This is a genomic window from Streptomyces sp. NPDC058619, from assembly GCF_042717785.1.
Taxonomy (GTDB): Bacteria; Actinomycetota; Actinomycetes; order Streptomycetales; family Streptomycetaceae; genus Streptomyces.
The window spans coordinates 74,577-92,569 of the sequence record NZ_JBHXQN010000017.1 but is presented as its reverse complement, the minus strand read 5'-3'; the positions used below and the strand labels follow the sequence as shown (position 1 = coordinate 92,569).

Below are 17,993 nucleotides of genomic sequence, written 5' to 3'. Positions count from 1 at the left end.
AATCCGCGGGGTCGCCCCACGTGACCCCGCGGCCGACCCGCGCCGGGCACCCGCCCCACCCCGCATCCGCCCTCCGGCCGTCGCCGTGACGCCACCCCGACCCGCGAGCCGAGGGCCACGGGCCGCCCCGGCGGGGGCCGGGGCGGCCCGTGGCCTCTCGCTCGACCCCGCTCGCTACGTCCCCACCGGCTCCTGCTTCTCCTGCCCGCCCGCAGCCGCGGTTTCCATCCGCGCCGCTTCCCCGGCCGCGCCTCCCGCCTCCGACGGAGGCACGGAGGACGGGCCGTCGACGGGACCGGCCGTCAGCCCCTGCACGACGAACGGCCTCCACCAGGGTGCGGAGGGGGCGCCGGCCGCGCCGGGCTCGAAGGGCTCGCCCGGGATGGGGAGGGCGATGGCGGCTCCCGCCTTCGCCGCTGCGGCGACGGTGCCCTCGCCCGGCTCGTCCCACGGGTGCGGGGCCAGGTTGAAGGTGCCCCAGTGGATCGGCAGCATCGTGCCGTGCGGGACGCCGCCCTGGAGGTCGAGGTGGGCCTGCATGCCCTCCTCGGGTGTCATGTGGATGTCCGGCCAGTACTCCGAGTAGGCCCCGATCTGGATCATCGTGGCGTCGAAGGGCCCGTGCGCGGCGCCGATCTCCCGGAAGCCGGGGAAGTACCCGGTGTCACCGCTGTGGTAGATCCGGTGGTCGTCGCCCGCGACCACCCAGGAGGCCCACAGGGTGTGCTGCTGGTTGCGCAGGCCGCGCCCGCAGAAGTGCCGGGCCGGGGTCGCCGTGAGCGTGAGCCCGGCGACCTCCGCGCTCTCGTTCCAGTCGAGTTCGCGCAGCCGGTCGGCCGGGACGCCCCAGCGCTCCAGGTGCGCGCCGACGCCCAGCGGAACCGCGAAGACCGTGTCCGTACCGGCCAGGCTCTTGATCGTCGGGAGGTCGAGGTGGTCGTAGTGGTCGTGCGAGATCACCACGACGTCCACGTCGCCCAGCGAGGCCAGCGGCACCGGTACCGGGTGCAGCCGCTTGGGCCCGGCGAACGGGAAGGGGGAGCACCGGTCGCCCCAGACCGGGTCGAACAGCACCCGGCGGCCGTCGATCTCGGCGAGCACGCTGGAATGGCCCATCCAGGTCACGCGCAGGCCGCTCGCGGGCGGCTTGGCCAGCTCCGCGAGGGTGGTCGGGTACACGGGGATCGGCGCGCCGGGGTTGCGGCGCAGCCGCTGCTCCTTGTGGAAGTAGATCTTGGCGAACTCCCGCATCGACCCGGACGGCCTGGTCCGGGCGCCGAGCGGGTTCTGGAAGACGCCGTCGGCGAAGTTCGGCGAGCGGCGGATGCGCTCCAGCCGGGCGCCGGACGGGTCCGCGCCGAAGGCTTCGGGCCGCAGGGCGCGCAGCCGTGGACGCAGGGGACGGGAGCCGGTCAAAGCGCCTCCTGGGAGGATGGGTCACGCGGTTCGTGGACGTCTACCCCCATCCCAACGCACACGGGCCCCGAAGGATTCCACTCCCGGCCGGGTGATCCCCGTGTCGCACGCGCCCCGGCCCCCCGCCCCTCTCCCCTACGCTCCCGCGGCCCCCGCGGCCCCCCTGCCCCCGCCCCCCTGCCCCCGCCCCGCGGCCCCCGCCGCGCCGCCGACCGCCTACAGCGGCAGCAGGTCCGGCCGCTTCGCCGCGACGTGGTCCCCGGAGGACTCCCCGCGCAGCCGGCGCCCGATCCAGGGGACGAGGTGCTCGCGGGCCCACTGGATGTTGTCCCGGGTGGTGTCCACCGAGCCGCGCGGCCGCTGCGGCGGCCACGGCTGGTCGGGGTCGGCCGGCACCTGGATCCCCAGCACCTGCGCGGCGCGCAGGGCCACGCGCGTATGTCCCTCGGGCGAGAGGTGCAGCCGGTCGCCGTCCCAGGCCCGCCGGTCCTGTACGGACCTGAGGGACCAGAGGTCGAGCACCGGGCAGTCGTACCGGTCGGCGATGGAGCGCACGTGGGCGCTGTACGTCGCCACCTTGCCGCGGAGGTGCCGCAGGACCGGCACGCCCCGGGTGTCGAAGCCGGTGGTGATCATGACCTGGCCCACGGATCCGGCGAGGTCGGCCACGGCGGCCTCGAACCGCTCCGCCACGTCGTCGGGGTCGCTGCCGGGCCGGATGATGTCGTTGCCGCCCGCGCAGAAGGTCACGAGGTCCGGCGCGAGCGCCTTGGCCCGCGGGACCTGCTCGGCCACGATCTGGTCGAGGAGCCTGCCGCGTACGGCCAGGTTCGCGTATCGGAAGTCGTGCTCGTCACGTCGATCGGCCAGGAGCACGGCGAGCCGGTCCGCCCAGCCGAGAAACGATCCCCCCGGTCCCGGGTCCCCCACACCCTCGGTGAAGCTGTCCCCGATCGCCGCGTACGAGCCGATGGTCTTGAGTGTCGTCGTCGTCGCTGCCACGAAGCACCATCCTTCACCCCTGCGGGCGACCTACGCCAACGTAAGCAGGGGTTAACGGACCGTGATCTGTACCACGCGCGATATAAGGAATAAGTACGCGTCAGGCCGGGACCCCTCGGGGTCCCGGCCTGACGCGTGTCCCTTCCCGCGGCGGATGCCGTCGGACGCTCACCGTCAGACGGTGGCGCCCTTCGAGCGGAGGTAGGCCAGCGGGTTGATGTCGGAGCCGTAGGACGGGCCCGTGCGGATCTCGAAGTGGAGGTGCGGGCCGGAGGAGTTGCCGGTGGAACCGGAGAGGCCGATGCGCTGTCCGGCGGTCACGCTCTGGCCGGCCGAGACGGACAGCGAGGAGAGGTGGCCGTACTGGGAGTACTTGCCGTCCGCGTGCCGGATGACGACCTCGTTGCCGTACGAGCCGCCCCAGCCCGCGGAGACGACGGTGCCCGCGCCGACGGCCTTGACGGTGGTGCCGGAGCTCGCGATGAAGTCGACTCCGGTGTGGTAACCCGAGGACCACATGGCGCCGCTCGCCCTGTACTGGGTGGAGACCCCGCCGCCGACGGGGGCCACGAAGCCGGCGCCGGAGGGGGCCGCCGCGCCGGTGGAGGTCTCGCCGCCCTGCGCCTTCTGCTGGGCCTTGGGCTGCGGCTTCCGGGCGGGGGCGTCCTGGTCCCCCGAGGAGGCCTTCCCGGAGACCGGGGCCTCGGCCGGCTTCTGCTTCTTCTGGACCGGCTTCTCCGCCGGAGCCGGGGCCGGAGCCGGCGCGGCGGCGCTCGGGGCGGAGGCGCCCTTCGCACCGAGCGTCAGCTTGAGGCCCGGGTGGATCAGCGAGGGGTCGGCGCCGACGGCCTCGCGGTTGTCGGCGTACAACTGCTCCCAGCCGCCGGACAGGTCGCGCTGTGCGGCGATCTTGGAGAGGTAGTCGCCGGACACGACCGTGTACACGGTCGGCGCGGCGGCCGGGGCCGCGGCGGGGGCGGCGACCGGTGCGGTCTGCAGCGCGACCGGCAGCTGCGGGGCCACGGCGGGCACGGTGGCCGGCGCGGCGGCCGGGGCTCCGGCCGCCTGGGCGCCGGCGGCGCCCATCAGCGGCAGCGCGAGGGCCGCTCCGCCGGTGCCGGCGACGGCGAAACCGCGGGAGATGGAAAGGGACTTGGGACGGCGGTGCTTACCTTTTGCGGGCATGGCGGTTTCCTCTCCGTCGCCTGCGAGGTGAGCTGTCGGGTTCGGACTGGAGATGTCCGGCCGCACACGTATGGGCACATGTACGGCTTCACCCCAAGCCGTCCCGATATGAAGACTCGGGACGGCGGCTTACCTGGTTCCCCCGCTCCTGCCGCGCGTGAATAGTCGGGTGCGGTTTTCCGGGTGGCGGCAGGATTCGGCGGTCCGCCCGGATCGATCGCGAAGGTAATCGAGTCCGGCCACAAGGAACAAGCCGCGAATTACCTGACGGAATCCCAGAGGTGAGGGATCGACGGAATTCCCGTCACCCTGCGTCCATTCCGGACCGCCAACATCCGGTCTGGCTGGGCCATTCGGCTTTCGCGATCAGGCACTCACGGTCACCGTATGATCTGGCTCACGGGCAGGCGCCCGATCTCGCCCCCGGATGCGGCAAGTTGTTGCCAAGTAGTGTAATTCGGACACCCTACGACGACGCGGAGGAGTTCACGTGACCCAGCAGATACCCCCGACCCCGCCCGGGCGGTCGCAGCCGGAGCCGGACCTGACCGGAGTGCGGAACTTCCGCGACGTGGGCGGCCTGCCGACGGCGGACGGACGGAGGGTCAGGCCGGGACGACTCTTCCGAAGCGGACATCTCGCACATGCCACAGAAACCGACACAGAGTTCCTCAACTCGCTCGGGCTCCACACCGTCTTCGACTTCCGCAACGACGCCGACCACGCCCTGGAAGGGCCGGACGTGGAGCTTCCCGGCGTGCGGAACGTCAACATCCCGCTCTCGGATCCGGCCGACGGCCGGGAGTTCTGGAAGATGGTCCGCGACGGCGATCTGGAACAGCTCCGCGGGCTCCTGGGCGACGGGAGGGGTGCGGCCAGGATGGCGCACTCGTACCGCTCGATCATCGCGAACCGCACCGCCGAGCACAGCCTGGTCCTGCACGCGCTCGCCGGGGACAGCGTCCCCGCGCTCATGCACTGTGCGGCCGGCAAGGACCGGGCCGGCCTGTCCGTCGCCGTCACCCTGCTCGCCCTGGGCGTCGAGCGCGAGGCGATCGTGGCGGACTACCTGGAGTCCAACGCCCCGCACCGGCGCTACCGGGTGCGCCGCGGCAGCGACGCCCCCGAGGCCCGCTCCCCCGAGGTGATGGAGCTGCTGTCCCCGCTGTTCGACGCCCGCGCCGCGTACCTGACGGCGGCCTTCGACACCATCGACGAGACCTGGGGCGGGGTGGAGCCCTACCTGGCCGAGGGCCTCGGGCTGGCGCCCGAGACCCTCGCCCGGCTCCGGGCGGGACTGCTGGACTGACCCGCCGCGACGGGCCGTCGGCGGTCAGCGGTTGCCGACGGCCTGCTTCACCAGCGTCCGGCCGAAGTCCCACATCAGCCCGGACCCGGCGTGCGCCTCGTCCATCACCTCGCGGAAGGCGCCGACGAACCGGTCGACATCGGCCTCGTCCACGACGAGCGGCGGGATGAGTTTGATCACTTCCAGGTGGTCGCCGGACACCTGGGTGAGGATGCGGTGCCTCTGCAGCAGCGGCACCACGACCATCTGCGCGAAGAGCCCCTTGCGGGCCGCCTGGAGCATCGTCCACCGGCTGCGCAGCCCCAGCGACGACGGCCGGCCGAACTCGATGCCGATCATCAGCCCGCGCCCCCGCACCTCGTGCAGCAGCTCGTACTCGTCCACGAGGGCCGCGAGCCGGCCGCGCAGCAGGTCGCCCATGGCCCGCGCGTTCGCGACGACCTCCTCGTCCTCCATGACGCAGAGCACCGCCAGCCCGGCCGCCATCGCCTGCGCGTTGGAACCGAAGCTCGCGGAGTGGACGAGCACCCGGTCCATGGACGAGTAGACGCGTCTGAAGATCCAGTCCTTGCCCAGGGTCGCGCCGACCGGCACGTAGCCGCCGGACAGCGCCTTGGCGACGCACACGAGGTCCGGCTCCACGCCCGGCTCGTGCTGGTACGCGTAGAAGTCACCGGTCCGTCCCAGGCCCGTCTGCACCTCGTCGGCGATCAGCAGCGCCTTGTGCCGGTGCAGCAGCTCCTGCGCGGCGAGCAGGAATCCGGGCGGGGCGGCGAGGACCCCCTTGCCCTGGATCGGCTCCACCACGAGGGCGGCCACGTCCCCGCGCCGCAGCTCCCGCTCCAGGGCCGCCAGGTCACCGAGCGCGATCTTCGTGTCGGGCAGCAGCGGCGCGAAGCCGTCCCTGAAGCCGTCCTCCCCGTTCACCGAGAGCGAGCCCGCGGTCAGCCCGTGGAAGGCGTGGTCGCAGTAGAGGACCCTGGGCCGCCCGGTGGCGTACCGGGCGAACTTCAGGGCGGTCTCCACCGCCTCGGTGCCGCTGTTGCCGAAGAAGACCCGGTCCAGGTGGGGGCTGTACGAGAGGAGCTTCTCGGCCAGCAGCCCGGGCAGCGGCTGGCAGTCGAAGCGGGTCAGGTCGGCGAGCTGGGCGTCGAGCACGTCGTGCAGCGCCCGGCGGACCACGGGGTGGTTGCGGCCCAGGCCCATCACCCCGAAGCCCGCCAGCATGTCGAGGTAGTCGTTGCCCTCGGCGTCCCAGAAGTGGGCGCCCTCGGCCCGCTCGTAGACCTTGTCGAAGCCGATGGTGTGCAGCATCCGGGGCAGCTGGTGGTTGAGGTACCGGGCGTGCAGCTCGTACCGCTCCGCGCCGCGCTCGGCCAGCAGGGCGCCGAGGTCGAAGCCCCCGCCCCGGCCGCCCTCCTCCCGCGGACCGGCGCTCATGCCGACTTGTCCCGGTTCCCACCGATCGTCTCCCGGGCCGCCCGCAGGGACTCCTTGAGGGATCCCATGGTGGCGAGGACGGCCGTGGGCTCGTAGCCGCAGTGCGCCATGCAGTTCGCGCAGCGCGGGTCCTTCCCGCGGCCGTACTTGCTCCAGTCGGTGTCGTTGATGAGCTCGCGGTACGTGGGCACGTAGCCGTCGCTCATCAGGTAGCAGGGCCGCTGCCAGCCGAAGAGCGAGTAATTCGGAATGGCCCAGGCGGTGCAGGGGAAGTCCGCCTTCCCTTCCAGGAAATCCAGGAAGAGCGGCGAATGGTTGAGCCGCCAGCGGCGCCGGTTGCCTCCGGAGAAGGCCTTCTTGAAGAGTTCCCGGGTCTGCTCGACGCCCAGGAAGTGCTCCTGGTCGGGGGCCTTCTCGTAGGCGTAGGCGGGCGAGATCATCATCTCGTCCACCTGGAGGTCGTCGTTGAGGTAGTTCAGCACCTCGATGATCGTCTGCGGGGTGTCCGTGTTGAAGAAGGTCGAGTTCGTGGTGACCCGGAAGCCGCGCCGCTTCGCCTCCTTGATGGCCGCGACCGCCTCGTCGAAGACGCCCTCCTTGGCCACCGACTCGTCGTGGCGCTCGCGCAGCCCGTCGATGTGCACGGCGAAGGCGAAGTAGGGGGACGGCGTGAACTTCTCGATCTTCTTGCGCAGCAGCAGCGCGTTGGTGCAGAGGAAGACGTATTTCCGCTTCGCCACCAGCTGACGGACGATCTCGTGCATCTGCGGGTGCATCAGGGGCTCGCCGCCCGCGATGGACACCATGGGCGCGCCCGACTCCAGCACGGCGCCGACCGCCTGGGCGACCGGCATGCGCTGCTTGAGCACCCCCGCCGGGTGCTGGATCTTCCCGCATCCCTCACAGGCCAGGTTGCAGGCGTAGAGCGGTTCGAGCTCGACGATCAGCGGGAACTTCTCCCGCTTGCGGAGCTTCTGTTCGAGAAGATAGGTCCCGACCCTGATGGACTGGCGCAGCGGCATGGCCATCTGGCTCACCTCCTGGGGAGCAGCGAAGAACGGTGCCATTCATAAAAAGCGGGCAGCACGGCACGCAATACACGGAAGGCCGATATTCCACCGCGCACGGTGCCGATACGGACGAGCTCGTGCTCCGGGGCGTCCACGATCACCCGGACGGCGGCAACCCGACGTCCTGCGGCCGCCCCGCCTCCCCGGCTTGCGGTCCACAGCGTGGCCGCGGACTCCATGTCGACGGCGACGGCGCCGGTGGCGCGCAGCTGCGCGCGTTCCTGGCCGCGGACGACGTGGTCGGATCCGGTCAGTGCGCCGAGGTGCACGGTTCGGCCGGGCGCGGCCCGGGCCAGTGCCTCGGCGAGCAGGGCCGTGCCGGTGCAGGTGACGGACCCGTGCGGGTCCCGGGTCTCCTCGGCCACCAGCAGGTCGCCGGGGTGCATGCCGGCCACGAGCCCGGCGCAGAACCCGGTGGCGAGGACGGCGGCCCGGTCCATGCCCGGCCGTTCCAGGGCCCGGGCGACGGCCCGTTCGGCCGCGCGCGGCCCCATGCCGGTGCGCAGCACGGCGTACTGCTCGGGGGCGCCCCGGCCCGCGCCGCGCAGCGCCGCCCGCTCGATGCGCAGCGCGCAGGCGACGAGCAGCGGCGACGGATCGCCGCCGGGGCGTTGCGGCCGCGCGGCCATCACGCTTCCCCGGCGCGGGCGGACGGTTCTCCGTGCAGGTAGCGGCCGAGCGCGGTGAGCGGGAACACCTGTCGGTACAGGTGGTAGTTGATGGAGAAGTCCCAGGGGAAGCCGGTCCCCGTGAAGTACGGCTCGTCCCAGGAGCCGTCCTCCTCCTGCGTGCGCACCAGGTAGGCGATGCCGCGCTCGACGGACCCGCCGTCGCGCTCACCGGCCGACAGCAGGGCCATCAGCGCCCACGCGGTCTGCGAGGCGGTGGAGGCGCCCTTCCCGGCCCACGACGGGTCCTTGTAGGAGCGCTGGTCCTCGCCCCACCCGCCGTCCTCGTTCTGTACGGACTCCAGCCAGCGCACCGCCCGCCGGATCGCCGGGTGCGCCGGGGCGAGGCCGGCGGCGGTGAGGGCCGGCACCACCGACCCGGTGCCGTAGACGTAGTTGGTGCCCCAGCGGCCGAACCAGCCCCCCTCCGGCTCCTGTTCGGCGAGCAGCCAGTCGATGCCGCGCCGGGTCCGGGGGTCCGCGGCCCGGCCCTCGAAGGCGAGCATCTCCACCACGTGGGCGGTGACGTCGGCCGAGGGCGGGTCGATGACCTCGCCGAAGTCGCAGAAGGGCAGCTTGTTCGGGAAGGGGCTGGTGTTGTCTGCGTCGAAGGCGCCCCAGGCCCCGTTCTTGGACTGCATGCCGAGGGTCCAGGACACCCCGCGGCCGATGGCCCCCTCCACCCGGGCGGGGTCGGGGTGCCGGACGCGGCGCAGGGCGAGGACGACCTCGGCGGTGTCGTCGATGTCGGGGTAGGTGTCGTTGTGGAACTCGAACGCCCATCCGCCGGGTGCGAGCCCGGGCCGCCGCACCGCCCAGTCCCCGCTGCGCACGATCTCCTCGCCCAGCATCCAGTCGGCGGCCTTGACGAGGGCCGGGTGATCGGCCGGCAGGCCCGCGTCGGCCAGCGCGATCGCGGCGAGGCAGGTGTCCCAGACCGGCGACTGGCAGGCCTCGATCATCCGGGCGCCGTCCTCGCGCCACACCGCGAACCGGTCCAGGGATTCCAGCCCGGCGCGCATGACCGGGTGCTTGAGGTCGTAACCGAGCAGGTGCAGGGCGATGACGGAGTACACGGCGGGCGGCTGGATCCCGCCCCAGCAGCCGTCGTTCTCCTGGCGTTCGACGATCCAGCGGCCGGCGGTGTCCATCGCCGCCTTGCGCAGCCGGCGCGGGGCGTAGCGCCGGTAGACGTGCAGCGCCTTGTCCATCCGCTGGAAGACGCCGTCCCAACTGGTCAGCGGGGCAAGCCGCTTGAGCGGGTTCGGTACGCGGGCGTCGGCGTGCAGCTCGTCCAGGGCGAACGGCCCCGGGCGGACCGGTCGCAGCGCGGAGACCACGGTGAGCGGGACGATGGTCTGGCGGGCCCAGCAGCCGAAGTCGTAGATGTTCAGCGGGGCCCAGGTCGGCAGGAACACCAGCTCGGGCGGGAGTTCGGGCAGGTGGTCCCAGTTCCACCAGCCGAACAGCGCGAGCCAGATCCGGGTGAAGACGCGGGCGGCGGCGATGCCCCCGTGGGCCCGGATCCAGGCCGAGGCGCGGGCCATGTGCGGGGAGTCCGGGGCATCTCCGGCGAGGCGCAGGGCCACGTACGCCTCGATGGTGGCGGAGAGGTCGGGCGGGCCGCCGTGGAAGGTGGCCCAGGTGCCGTCGCTCCGCTGCTCGCCCCGGATGAAGAGCGCGGTGGCCGTGGTGACGGCCTCGTCCCGGATACCGAGGAACTGCCGCAGCAGCAGGTCTTCGGCGTCCATGGTGACGTTGGTCTCCAGGTCGCCTTTCCACCACCCCTCGGGGTCCTGGCGGTCCAGGAGGTGCCGCGTCGCGCGTGCCGCTGCCTCCTGGGGCGTCCGCCGCCCCGGTTCGGGTGGTTCGGGCGGATCCGCTACGGCCGGCTCCGGCCGGGCCTGACCCACCGACGGCACGGCCGGGTCGGGTCCCGGCCTGGGGCCGGCTTCAATTCCGCTGCCAGCGCCGGCGCTCTCCGCGCCGCCGTCGGTCGTCGCTGTCATGGCTTCCCCTTAGAACAGTGTCCTGTGCTGTGCTGGGGTCTGCCGTCGGCCGGTGCCCGCCCCGGCGGGGGGCGGGCACCGGCCGGCGACCGTGGCGTCATATCAGCTTGCGGGTGGCGATCACCTCTTGCGCACGACGACGAAGTCGGCGAGGGCCACCAGTTGCTCGCGCACCGTCTGCGGCATGTCCACGTCGTCCAGGGCGCGGATCGCGACGGCGTGCTGGCGGCGCGCCTCGTCGGCGGTCCACTGGCGGCCGCCGGCCGCCTCGATCAGCGCCGCCCGGGCCGCGAACTCCTCCTCCGAGAAGTTCTCGAAGTCGTTGCTCTTGGCGTCGGCGGCGAGCAGCTCGGCGAGCTCCTCGCAGGCCGGCCCGCCCGCGGCGAGGGCCGCGACGACCGGCAGCGACTTCTTGCGCTGGCGCAGGTCGCTCCAGGTCTGCTTGCCCGTGGCCTCCGGGTCGCCCCAGATGCCGAGCAGGTCGTCGACGGCCTGGAAGGCGAGGCCCAGGTGGTAGCCGTACTCCTCCAGCTTGTCGGCGGTGCGGTCGTCCGCGCCGCCGAGCACCGCGCCGATGGAGACCGCGCAGGCCAGGAGGGCGCCGGTCTTGTTGCCCTCCATCTCCAGGCACTCCTCGACGCTGACGCGCTCGCGGTGCTCGTAGGAGATGTCCTGGGCCTGGCCGTCGATGAGCTTGCGGCTGGCGGTCGTCAGCCGGCGGGCCGCGCGGCCCGCCTCGACGGTGCCCAGCTCCAGCAGCACCTCGTTGGCGAGGGCGAACAGCGCGTCGCCGACCAGGATCGCCAGCGCCGGGCCGTGCACCTTCCACACCGTGTCGCGGTGGCGGCGCTGCTCGTCGCCGTCCATCAGGTCGTCGTGCAGCAGCGAGAAGTTGTGGACGAGCTCGACCGCGACGGCTCCGGGGACGCCGACCTCGGCCGCGGCGCCCGCGGCCTCGGCGGAGAGCAGCGCGAGGGCGGGGCGCACGGCCTTGCCGCCGTCGCCGTCCGCGGGGTTGCCCTGGGCGTCGATCCAGCCGAAGTGGTAGGCGGCGACGGTGTCCATGGGCGCCGCGAGCCGGTCGACGGCGGCGCGGAGCACGGGCGTCGACAGCGTGCGGCCGCGCTCCAGGAGGGCGAGCGTGTCCGCCTTCTCCCCGCTGGCGGTGCCCACACTGGCATCCGTGTTCTCGACGGCCGGATTCCCCGGGTTCACTGGTTCTCCTCTGGTTCCTGTATGTGCGGTGCCGGTCGTGCTGGTGGTCGTCGTCATGCCGCCTCCTGCAGAGGGTGTTCGCGGTGGCGGCCGAGTGCGGCGAGCGCGGCGTGTGCCGCGCCCAGCCCGCTCCGTACGGCGCTCTCCATGGTCGCGGGCCAGCCGGTGGCGGTCCACGCACCGGCCAGGTAGAGCCCCGGCGTGTCGGTCCGCGCGCCGGGGCGCAGCCGGCCGACGCCGGGGGTGGGGGCGAAGGTGGCCGTCCGCTCCCGGGTGACGAAGAAGTCCCGTACCTTGGCGCCGCGCGCGGCCGGCAGCAGCTTCTCCAGCTCGGGCAGGTACTTGTCCCGCAGGAGCGAGACGGGCTCCTCGATGTCGTCCTGCGCGACGGACTGGGACAGTGCCAGGTACTGGCCGCCGTCGGGGAGTCCGGAGGCCTCGGTGCGGTCGAAGACCCACTGGACCGGGGAGCCGAGCGCGGCGAAGAAGGGCTGCCGGAGCACCTTGCGGTCGTAGACGACGTGGACGTTGAGGATCGGGGCGGTGCCGATGTCCAGGAGCCGGTCCGGGTCGGCGAGCGCGCCCGCCGGGAGCAGGCCGTGCGCCTCGCGCTGCGGGACGGCGAGGACGACGGTGCCCGCGGCGAGGGACTCGCCCTCGGTTTCGACCTGCCAATGCCCTTCGGGCGTACGGGAGACGGAGGTCACCCGGGTGCGCAGTTCGGTCCGTACGCCGGCCGCGTCGAGCGCCTTGCGGGCGAGGGTGTCGTGCAGGTCGCCGAGCGGTACGCGGGCCCAGCCGATGTCGGCGGCGCCGTTCTCCGAGAGCAGGCCGGTCTTGAAGACCATGGCGGCCAGGCCCAGCGAGGACTGTTCGGCGGTGGCGTTGAGGGTGGCGATGCCGACGAGGTCCCACAGGGCCTCGATCGTACGGGCGGACTGGCCGTAGCGGCCGAGCCAGGTCGCGAAGTCCAGGCCGTCCAGCGCCGGGTCGGCGGGGTCGAGCCGACGCAGCGCGAGGGCGGCGCGGCCGACGGACGCCCGCTCGGCGAGGGAGAGGTGCGGGTAGCGGGCCAGGGAGCCGGCCAGGTGCAGGGGGACGGGCAGGCGGCTGCGGCGCAGCCGGCCCAGTCGCGGGCGGCCGGGGCGGCCGACGTCGAGGACGGGGACGTCGAGCCGGTCCTGGACCGGGGCGAGGGCGGCGCCGTCCACCCGGTCCAGGAACCACCGGTAGGCGGTGCAGCAGCGCAGGTACACGTGCTGGCCGTTGTCGACGGTGAGGTCGCCGCGCTTGAACGAGAAGGCCAGCCCGCCGAGCCGCGGGCGGCCTTCCAGGAGCGTGACCCGGAGTCCGGCGTCGGCGAGTTCGAGCGCGGCGGTGACCCCGGCGAGTCCGCCGCCGACGACGACGGCGTGCCGGTCGCTGTCGCTCATACGCCCTCCCGGGTGCTGCGGTTGCCCTCCGCGGCGGTCGCCCGCCGGGCCCGTGCGGCCCGTGCCGCGGCGGGCCGCGCGCGGCCCGCACGGAGAGACGCGGCCGGCCGGGTCCCGGTTGCCTGCGCCGCGGCCCTGCCCGGGCCGGCGGGGGCGGGCCGGGGCGCGGGCCGGCGGACCGCCGGACGTGTCGACGCGCGGCCGGGGCGCGCCGGCCGCGCGGAGCGGGTCGGGTTCATCAGATCCGCCTCCGGGTGCTCTGGCGGGAGATGGTGCGCGCGTCGAGGCCGGAGAGGCCACGGACGGCGACGTACGCCTTCTCGTGCGTGGGCAGCGAGACGCGGCCGCGGAGCACGGCCTCCGGCTCCCGCTCGATGCGGTCGAGGAGGCGCCGGTAGATCCCGGCCATGGCGGCGACGCAGGCCCCGCTGCGCCGGTCGAGCAGGGGCAGCAGCCGGTAGCCCTCGACGAACAGGGCGCGGGCGCGCCGGACTTCGTGGTGGACCAGGCCCGCGAAGTCGGAGCCGGCGGGCATCCGCTCGCTGCGGAACCCGTCCGAGCAGCCGAACTTGGCGAGGTCTTCGGCGGGGAGGTAGGTGCGGCCGTTGGCCGCGTCCTCGCGAACGTCCCGGAGGATGTTGGTGAGTTGCAGGGCGAGGCCGAGGGTGTCGGCGTACTCCCCGGCGCGCGCCGCGTCGGCCGCTCCGAGTCCGCCGGTGCCCACGGTGCCGAACACGCCGAGCGAGAGCCGCCCGATGGCGCCGGCGACGCACCGGCAGTACTCCCTGAGGTCGTCCCAGGTCTCGTAGGTCTCCCCGCGGACGTCCATGAGGACGCCGTCGATGAGCTCGTCGAGTCCGCCGAGCGGGATGGGGAACCGGCGCGCGGCGTGCGCGAGGGCGACGGCGACCGGGTCGGTGTCGTCCTCGTCGATCTCCTCGGCGCGGATCCGGCCGAGCACGGCGCGGGTCTCCGCCAGCCGGGACAGCTTGGCGCCGGGCGCGAGCGTGCCGTCGCCGATGTCGTCGACGCGGCGGGAGAAGGCGTACAGCGCGGACATCGCATGCCGCTTGTCGGTGGGCAGCAGCCGGATGCCGTACGCGAAGTTGCGCGCCTGTGATCCGGTGACGGCCTCGCAGTAGCTGTAGGCCGCCAGGACCGGTGCGGACGGCGCAGCCGGTGACGACGCTTGTGTGGGGCCCTCCACGTTCGGGCTCACCCCTTTCTCGGCGCTGTGCGCAGGACGGCGGCCACCTCGCGGAGCAGGCCGCTCCTGGTGGGCTTGGGCGGGCCGGGAAGTACGTCGAAGCCGGCGTCGGTGACGGCCCTCAGGGCCGCGCGGCCCCCTCCCACGAAGCCCGCGAGCAGCAGCCGGAGTCTGCCGTGCACGCTGCCCACGAGCGGGGCGCCCTCGGCCAGCAGCGCGGCGGCGCGCTCGCTCTCGAACGCGATCAGGGAGCGTACGGACGCACCAGCGCTCGGGGCCTTCAGGTCGGCCTCCGTGACGTGGAAGCGCTGCATGTCCTCGCCGGGGAGGTAGATCCGGTCCCGGCCGAGGTCCTCGGCGACGTCCTGGAGGTGTTCGGCGATCTGCAGGGCGGTGCAGACGGCGTCGGAGCGGCGGATCCGCTCGGGGGTGCCGGTTCCGGTGAGGGAGAGCACGAGGCGGCCCACCGGGTTCGCGGAGAGCTCGCAGTAGGCGAGGAGCTCGCCGTACGTCGCGTAGCGGGAGACGCGCTGGTCCTGGCGGTTGGCCTCGATGAGCGCGAGGAACGGCTCGGGGGTGAGTCCGTGCGCGCGCACGACGGGCCGCAGGGCCAGCAGCAGCGGGTGGCGCGGCAGACCGTCGGCGGCGCCGAACACCCGGTGCAGGTCGGTCTCGAAGGCGTCGAGCATCGCGGACCGGTCGTCGGCGGCGGCCGGGTCGAGGCCGAGGAGCACCGCGTCGCGGCCGCCGGGGGCGAGGTCCCCGTCGCCGATGTCGTCGACGAGGCGGGCGTACCCGTAGACCGCCGTCAGGCCGTCGCGCCAGGCGCGCGGCAGGAAGACGGGTGCGACGGGAAAGTTCTCCGTCCGGGCCTTGCCGAGGGTGGCGCGCACGTGGGCCGTGTCGGACCCGGGCCGGTTGTCGTGCCCCGGGGTCACCGCCCGCCGCCCGGGGCGGGGACGGCCGTCGTGCCTGGGGGCCGGAGAATTCCCGTAGCCATTGCCGTCACATCTCCCGTTCTACACTGCCGACCCAATGCATCCTATTTCGGACACGCCGCCCCGGATTCCCCGGGGTACCTCAAGGCCGTTCACCTGCGGTGAATCGTCCCCTCTTGCCGCGATTCAGGACCGCTTCAGCTTACGCTGTACAACGCCGCGAAGGCCGCTCGGGTATTCGCTCCGGCACCGAATGTCGCCGCTGTCCGCCGTCGAATGTCGCCGAATGCCGTCGAACAGCGTCGAATGGCGTGGAAATCCACCGGATACCGCCCGGTTCGGCATCCGGACACCACGAGGCCCCCGCCGCGCTGAGCGGCGGGGGCCTCGTCGTTCCGCCCGGGGGCGGACGTCAGCCGTTGGTCGCCTTCTCGTAGGCCGAGACGACTTCCTCCGTGGGCCCGTCCATGAGGAGCTCGCCCTTCTCCAGCCACAGCACGCGGTCACATGTGTCGCGGATCGACTTGTTGTTGTGGCTCACCAGGAAGACGGTGCCCGCCTTCTCCCGCAGTTCGCGGATGCGGTTCTCGGAGCGCACCTGGAAGCTGCGGTCACCGGTGGCGAGGGCCTCGTCGATCATCAGGACGTCGTGGTCCTTGGCCGCCGCGATGGAGAAGCGCAGGCGCGCCGCCATTCCGGAGGAGTAGGTGCGCATCGGCAGGGAGATGAAGTCGCCCTTCTCGTTGATGCCCGAGAAGTCGACGATGCCCTGGTAGCGCTCCTTGATCTGCTCGCGGCTCATGCCCATGGCGAGACCGCCGAGGACGATGTTGCGCTCGCCAGTCAAGTCGTTCATCAGCGCCGCGTTGACGCCCAGCAGCGACGGCTGGCCGTCGGTGTAGACCCGGCCCTCCTCGCAGGGCAGCAGGCCCGCGATGGCGCGCAGCAGCGTCGACTTGCCGGAACCGTTGGAACCGATGAGGCCGATGGCCTCGCCGCGGTACGAGGTGAAGGAGACCCCCCGTACGGCGTGGACCCGGCGGACGCCTCGCTCCTCGCCCTTGCCCTTGCCCCGGCGGACCATCTTGCTGAGCGCGGCGGTGGCCGCGCCCTTGCCGGCTCCGCCGGTGTTGACGCGGTAGACGATGTGCACGCCGTCCGCGATCACGGTGGGGATGCGCCCCTCGGTTTGCTCAGCCACGGCCGTAACGCTCCTCAGCCTTCCAGAAGTACACGAAGCCTCCGAGCCCGATCACTACGGCCCAGCCCACGGCGAAGGCCCAGACGTGCGGCGGCAGGTAGCTGGCGCCGTAGTCGTCGATCAGCGCGAACCGGATGAGGTCCATGTAGATCGCCACCGGGTTCCACAGCAGCACGTCGCTGATCCACTGCGGCTGCTCCGCGAGGTAGACGCCGATCGGGAACATGACGCCGGAGGCGTACATCCAGGTACGCATCACGAACGGCATCAGCTGCGCCAGGTCGGGGGTCTTGGAGCCCATGCGCGCGAAGATCATGGCGAGGCCGGTGTTGAAGACGAACTGGAGCGCCAGCGTCGGGATCACCAGCAGCCAGGAGAGCCGCGGGTAGTTGCCGAAGCTGATGGCGATGATGAAGACGACGATCATCGAGTACATCAGCTGCTGGAGCTGCTGGAGCGAGAAGGACACCGGGAGCGCGGCGCGCGGGAAGTGCAGCGCCCGCACCAGCCCGAGGTTCCCGGAGATCGCCCGGACGCCCGCCATGAGCGAGCTCTGGGTGAAGGTGAAGACGAAGATGCCCATCATCAGGAACGGGACGTAGACGCCCGAGGGCATCTCCTTGCCCGCGCCGAGGATCAGGCCGAAGATCAGCCAGTAGACGGCCGCGTTCAGCAGGGGGGTCGCCACCTGCCAGACCTGGCCGAGCTTCGCCTGGCTGTACTGCGCGACCAGCTTGGCCCGGGAGAACGCCAGGACGAAGTGGCGCCGGCCCCAGAGCTGGCGGATGTACTCGCCCAGGCCGGGGCGGGCGCCGCTCACGGAGAGGCCGTACTTCCTGGCGAGCTCCGCGGGGCTCAGCCCCGCGTCTCGGGACGGCGGCTTGCTCGTGGCGAGGGTGCCGTCGTGGGTTGTGTCACTCACAAGTTGAAACTTTCCGTCTTCAAGATGCGGCAGGAAGGATGGGCATCAGGCTGGTGGCACGAGGCCCGTGATCGCGCCATGGTCCCAGACGCGATCGGGTCAGATGACAGGTGGTCGGCCCAACCGGGTCAACCGCCAGACCGTCCGCCACCGCATGGGCCGGCGGGGGCCGCAGGGAGTGGTCCACCCCTCGCGGAATCCACCGAACCAGGCCTTCAGCGCGGGCGCCGACGGCCTGCGGACCAGGGTCAGCAGGAGCCAGACACCCAGGTAGACGGGGACCAGCGGGGCAGGCAGGTTGCGGCGGGCGAGCCACACCCGGTTACGGGCAACCATACGGTGGTAGACCGCGTGCCGGGAGGGGGACGTGGTGGGGTGCAGCAGGACCATGTCCGCCCGGTAGTCGATCAGCCACCCTGCGTCGAGCGCCCGCCAGGCCAGGTCCGTCTCCTCGTGCGCGTAGAAGAACTCCCCCGGAAGGGGTCCGACCTGCTCGAACACCGTGGTGCGGACCGCGTTGGCGCCGCCGAGGAAGGTGGTCACGCGCGAGGAGCGCATCGGGTCCGAGGCGCGCAGCCGCGGCACGTGCCGGCGCTGGGTGACGCCGGTCTCGGGGTCGGCGATCCGGAAGCTGACGATCCCGAGCTCCGGGTCCTCCGTGAAGGCCTGGCGGCACAGCTCGGCGGTGTCGGTCCGCTCCAGCAGCCCGTCGTCGTCCAGGAACAGCAGGGCGTCCACGTCGCGGCCGCCGGGGCCGAAGGCCTCGATGCCGACGTTGCGGCCTCCCGGGATGCCCAGGTTCTCGGGCAGGGCCACCGTACGGACGCCCTCGGGCATCCCGGTGACCTCCACGCCCTGGCCCACCACGACGACCTCGACGGGGGCGCCGTCCTGGCGGGCCACCGAGTCGATGAGCGCCTTGAGGTCGTCGGGCCGGTTGCCCATGGTGATGATCACGGCGCCCAGCCGCATCGGGGC

Annotated in this window: 15 protein-coding genes and 1 riboswitch; of the genes, 1 reads left to right on the top strand and 14 read right to left on the bottom strand. The window is 72.8% G+C overall.

All coding sequences use genetic code 11. The features are described 5' to 3' along the window. Positions 1–174: 174 nt before the first annotated feature. The 3 genes from ACFWTC_RS18970 to ACFWTC_RS18960 form a co-directional block, all read right to left on the bottom strand. Entirely contained in the window at positions 175–1,416 is a 1,242-nt protein-coding gene (locus tag ACFWTC_RS18970; RefSeq protein ID WP_383932915.1) for an MBL fold metallo-hydrolase, read from the bottom strand. Positions 1,417–1,632: 216 nt separating this feature from the next. After that, positions 1,633–2,418, bottom strand: a complete 786-nt coding sequence (locus ACFWTC_RS18965; RefSeq protein ID WP_383932916.1) for an SGNH/GDSL hydrolase family protein — start codon at positions 2,416–2,418, stop codon at positions 1,633–1,635. Positions 2,419–2,592: 174 nt separating this feature from the next. Then, positions 2,593–3,603 carry a peptidoglycan DD-metalloendopeptidase family protein gene (locus ACFWTC_RS18960; protein WP_383932918.1) on the bottom strand — a complete coding sequence of 337 codons (1,011 nt, stop codon included), beginning with the start codon at positions 3,601–3,603 and terminating at the stop codon, positions 2,593–2,595. Between the two features lie 2 nt (positions 3,604–3,605). Beyond that, positions 3,606–3,781: riboswitch (cyclic di-AMP (ydaO/yuaA leader) on the bottom strand. A gap of 312 nt (positions 3,782–4,093) precedes the next feature. On the opposite strand from ACFWTC_RS18960, the gene ACFWTC_RS18955 reads away from it, so the two are divergent. Beyond that, positions 4,094–4,912, top strand: a complete 819-nt coding sequence (locus tag ACFWTC_RS18955) for a tyrosine-protein phosphatase (RefSeq protein ID WP_383932920.1) — start codon at positions 4,094–4,096, stop codon at positions 4,910–4,912. Positions 4,913–4,936: 24 nt separating this feature from the next. Here ACFWTC_RS18955 and ACFWTC_RS18950 read toward each other — a convergent pair whose 3' ends face one another. The 11 genes from ACFWTC_RS18950 to ACFWTC_RS18900 form a co-directional block, all read right to left on the bottom strand. Further along, entirely contained in the window at positions 4,937–6,352 is a 1,416-nt protein-coding gene (locus ACFWTC_RS18950) for an aspartate aminotransferase family protein (RefSeq protein WP_383932922.1), read from the bottom strand. Beyond that, the gene (gene hpnH, locus ACFWTC_RS18945) at positions 6,349–7,380 is read right to left on the bottom strand and encodes an adenosyl-hopene transferase HpnH (RefSeq protein ID WP_383932924.1); all 1,032 of its coding nucleotides are present in this window, start codon (positions 7,378–7,380) and stop codon (positions 6,349–6,351) included. Before hpnH ends, ACFWTC_RS18950 begins: the two co-directional genes overlap by 4 nt. Positions 7,381–7,385: 5 nt before the next feature. Next, positions 7,386–8,051 (bottom strand): 1-hydroxy-2-methyl-2-butenyl 4-diphosphate reductase, encoded by a 666-nt coding sequence (locus ACFWTC_RS18940; RefSeq protein WP_383932926.1) that lies wholly within the window; start codon positions 8,049–8,051, stop codon positions 7,386–7,388. Next, positions 8,051–10,099 carry a squalene--hopene cyclase gene (gene shc, locus ACFWTC_RS18935; protein ID WP_383932928.1) on the bottom strand — a complete coding sequence of 683 codons (2,049 nt, stop codon included), beginning with the start codon at positions 10,097–10,099 and terminating at the stop codon, positions 8,051–8,053. Before shc ends, ACFWTC_RS18940 begins: the two co-directional genes overlap by 1 nt. Positions 10,100–10,219: 120 nt before the next feature. Then, positions 10,220–11,314: a polyprenyl synthetase family protein gene (locus ACFWTC_RS18930; RefSeq protein ID WP_383918683.1), complete on the bottom strand. Its 1,095-nt coding sequence runs from the start codon at positions 11,312–11,314 to the stop codon at positions 10,220–10,222. Between the two features lie 53 nt (positions 11,315–11,367). Further along, a complete protein-coding gene (gene hpnE, locus ACFWTC_RS18925) occupies positions 11,368–12,747 on the bottom strand; it encodes a hydroxysqualene dehydroxylase HpnE (RefSeq protein ID WP_383918686.1) in 1,380 nt (459 codons plus the stop codon). Between the two features lie 238 nt (positions 12,748–12,985). Beyond that, positions 12,986–13,966 carry a presqualene diphosphate synthase HpnD gene (gene hpnD, locus ACFWTC_RS18920; RefSeq protein ID WP_383918688.1) on the bottom strand — a complete coding sequence of 327 codons (981 nt, stop codon included), beginning with the start codon at positions 13,964–13,966 and terminating at the stop codon, positions 12,986–12,988. Then, complete coding sequence (gene hpnC, locus ACFWTC_RS18915; RefSeq protein WP_384074262.1) at positions 13,963–14,847, bottom strand: squalene synthase HpnC; 885 nt, start codon at positions 14,845–14,847, stop codon at positions 13,963–13,965. The genes hpnD and hpnC overlap by 4 nt, the downstream gene beginning before the upstream one ends. A 457-nt stretch (positions 14,848–15,304) precedes the next feature. After that, complete coding sequence (locus ACFWTC_RS18910; RefSeq protein ID WP_383918694.1) at positions 15,305–16,093, bottom strand: ABC transporter ATP-binding protein; 789 nt, start codon at positions 16,091–16,093, stop codon at positions 15,305–15,307. Then, the gene (locus ACFWTC_RS18905; protein WP_383918696.1) at positions 16,086–17,015 is read right to left on the bottom strand and encodes an ABC transporter permease; all 930 of its coding nucleotides are present in this window, start codon (positions 17,013–17,015) and stop codon (positions 16,086–16,088) included. Before ACFWTC_RS18905 ends, ACFWTC_RS18910 begins: the two co-directional genes overlap by 8 nt. 99 nt (positions 17,016–17,114) lie before the next feature. Continuing rightward, positions 17,115–17,987 (bottom strand): glycosyltransferase family 2 protein, encoded by an 873-nt coding sequence (locus ACFWTC_RS18900; protein ID WP_383918893.1) that lies wholly within the window; start codon positions 17,985–17,987, stop codon positions 17,115–17,117. Positions 17,988–17,993: the final 6 nt, after the last annotated feature.

Excerpts from the sequence above, each read along its gene's own strand:
- ACFWTC_RS18960 (WP_383932918.1), bottom strand. The coding sequence starts at position 3,603 with ATGCCCGCAAAAGGTAAGCACCGCCGTCCCAAGTCCCTTTCCATCTCC.
- ACFWTC_RS18940 (WP_383932926.1), bottom strand. The coding sequence starts at position 8,051 with ATGGCCGCGCGGCCGCAACGCCCCGGCGGCGATCCGTCGCCGCTGCTC.
- hpnE (WP_383918686.1), bottom strand. The coding sequence starts at position 12,747 with ATGAGCGACAGCGACCGGCACGCCGTCGTCGTCGGCGGCGGACTCGCC.
- shc (WP_383932928.1), bottom strand. The coding sequence starts at position 10,099 with ATGACAGCGACGACCGACGGCGGCGCGGAGAGCGCCGGCGCTGGCAGC.
- hpnH (WP_383932924.1), bottom strand. The coding sequence starts at position 7,380 with ATGGCCATGCCGCTGCGCCAGTCCATCAGGGTCGGGACCTATCTTCTC.
- ACFWTC_RS18950 (WP_383932922.1), bottom strand. The coding sequence starts at position 6,352 with ATGAGCGCCGGTCCGCGGGAGGAGGGCGGCCGGGGCGGGGGCTTCGAC.
- ACFWTC_RS18900 (WP_383918893.1), bottom strand. The coding sequence starts at position 17,987 with ATGCGGCTGGGCGCCGTGATCATCACCATGGGCAACCGGCCCGACGAC.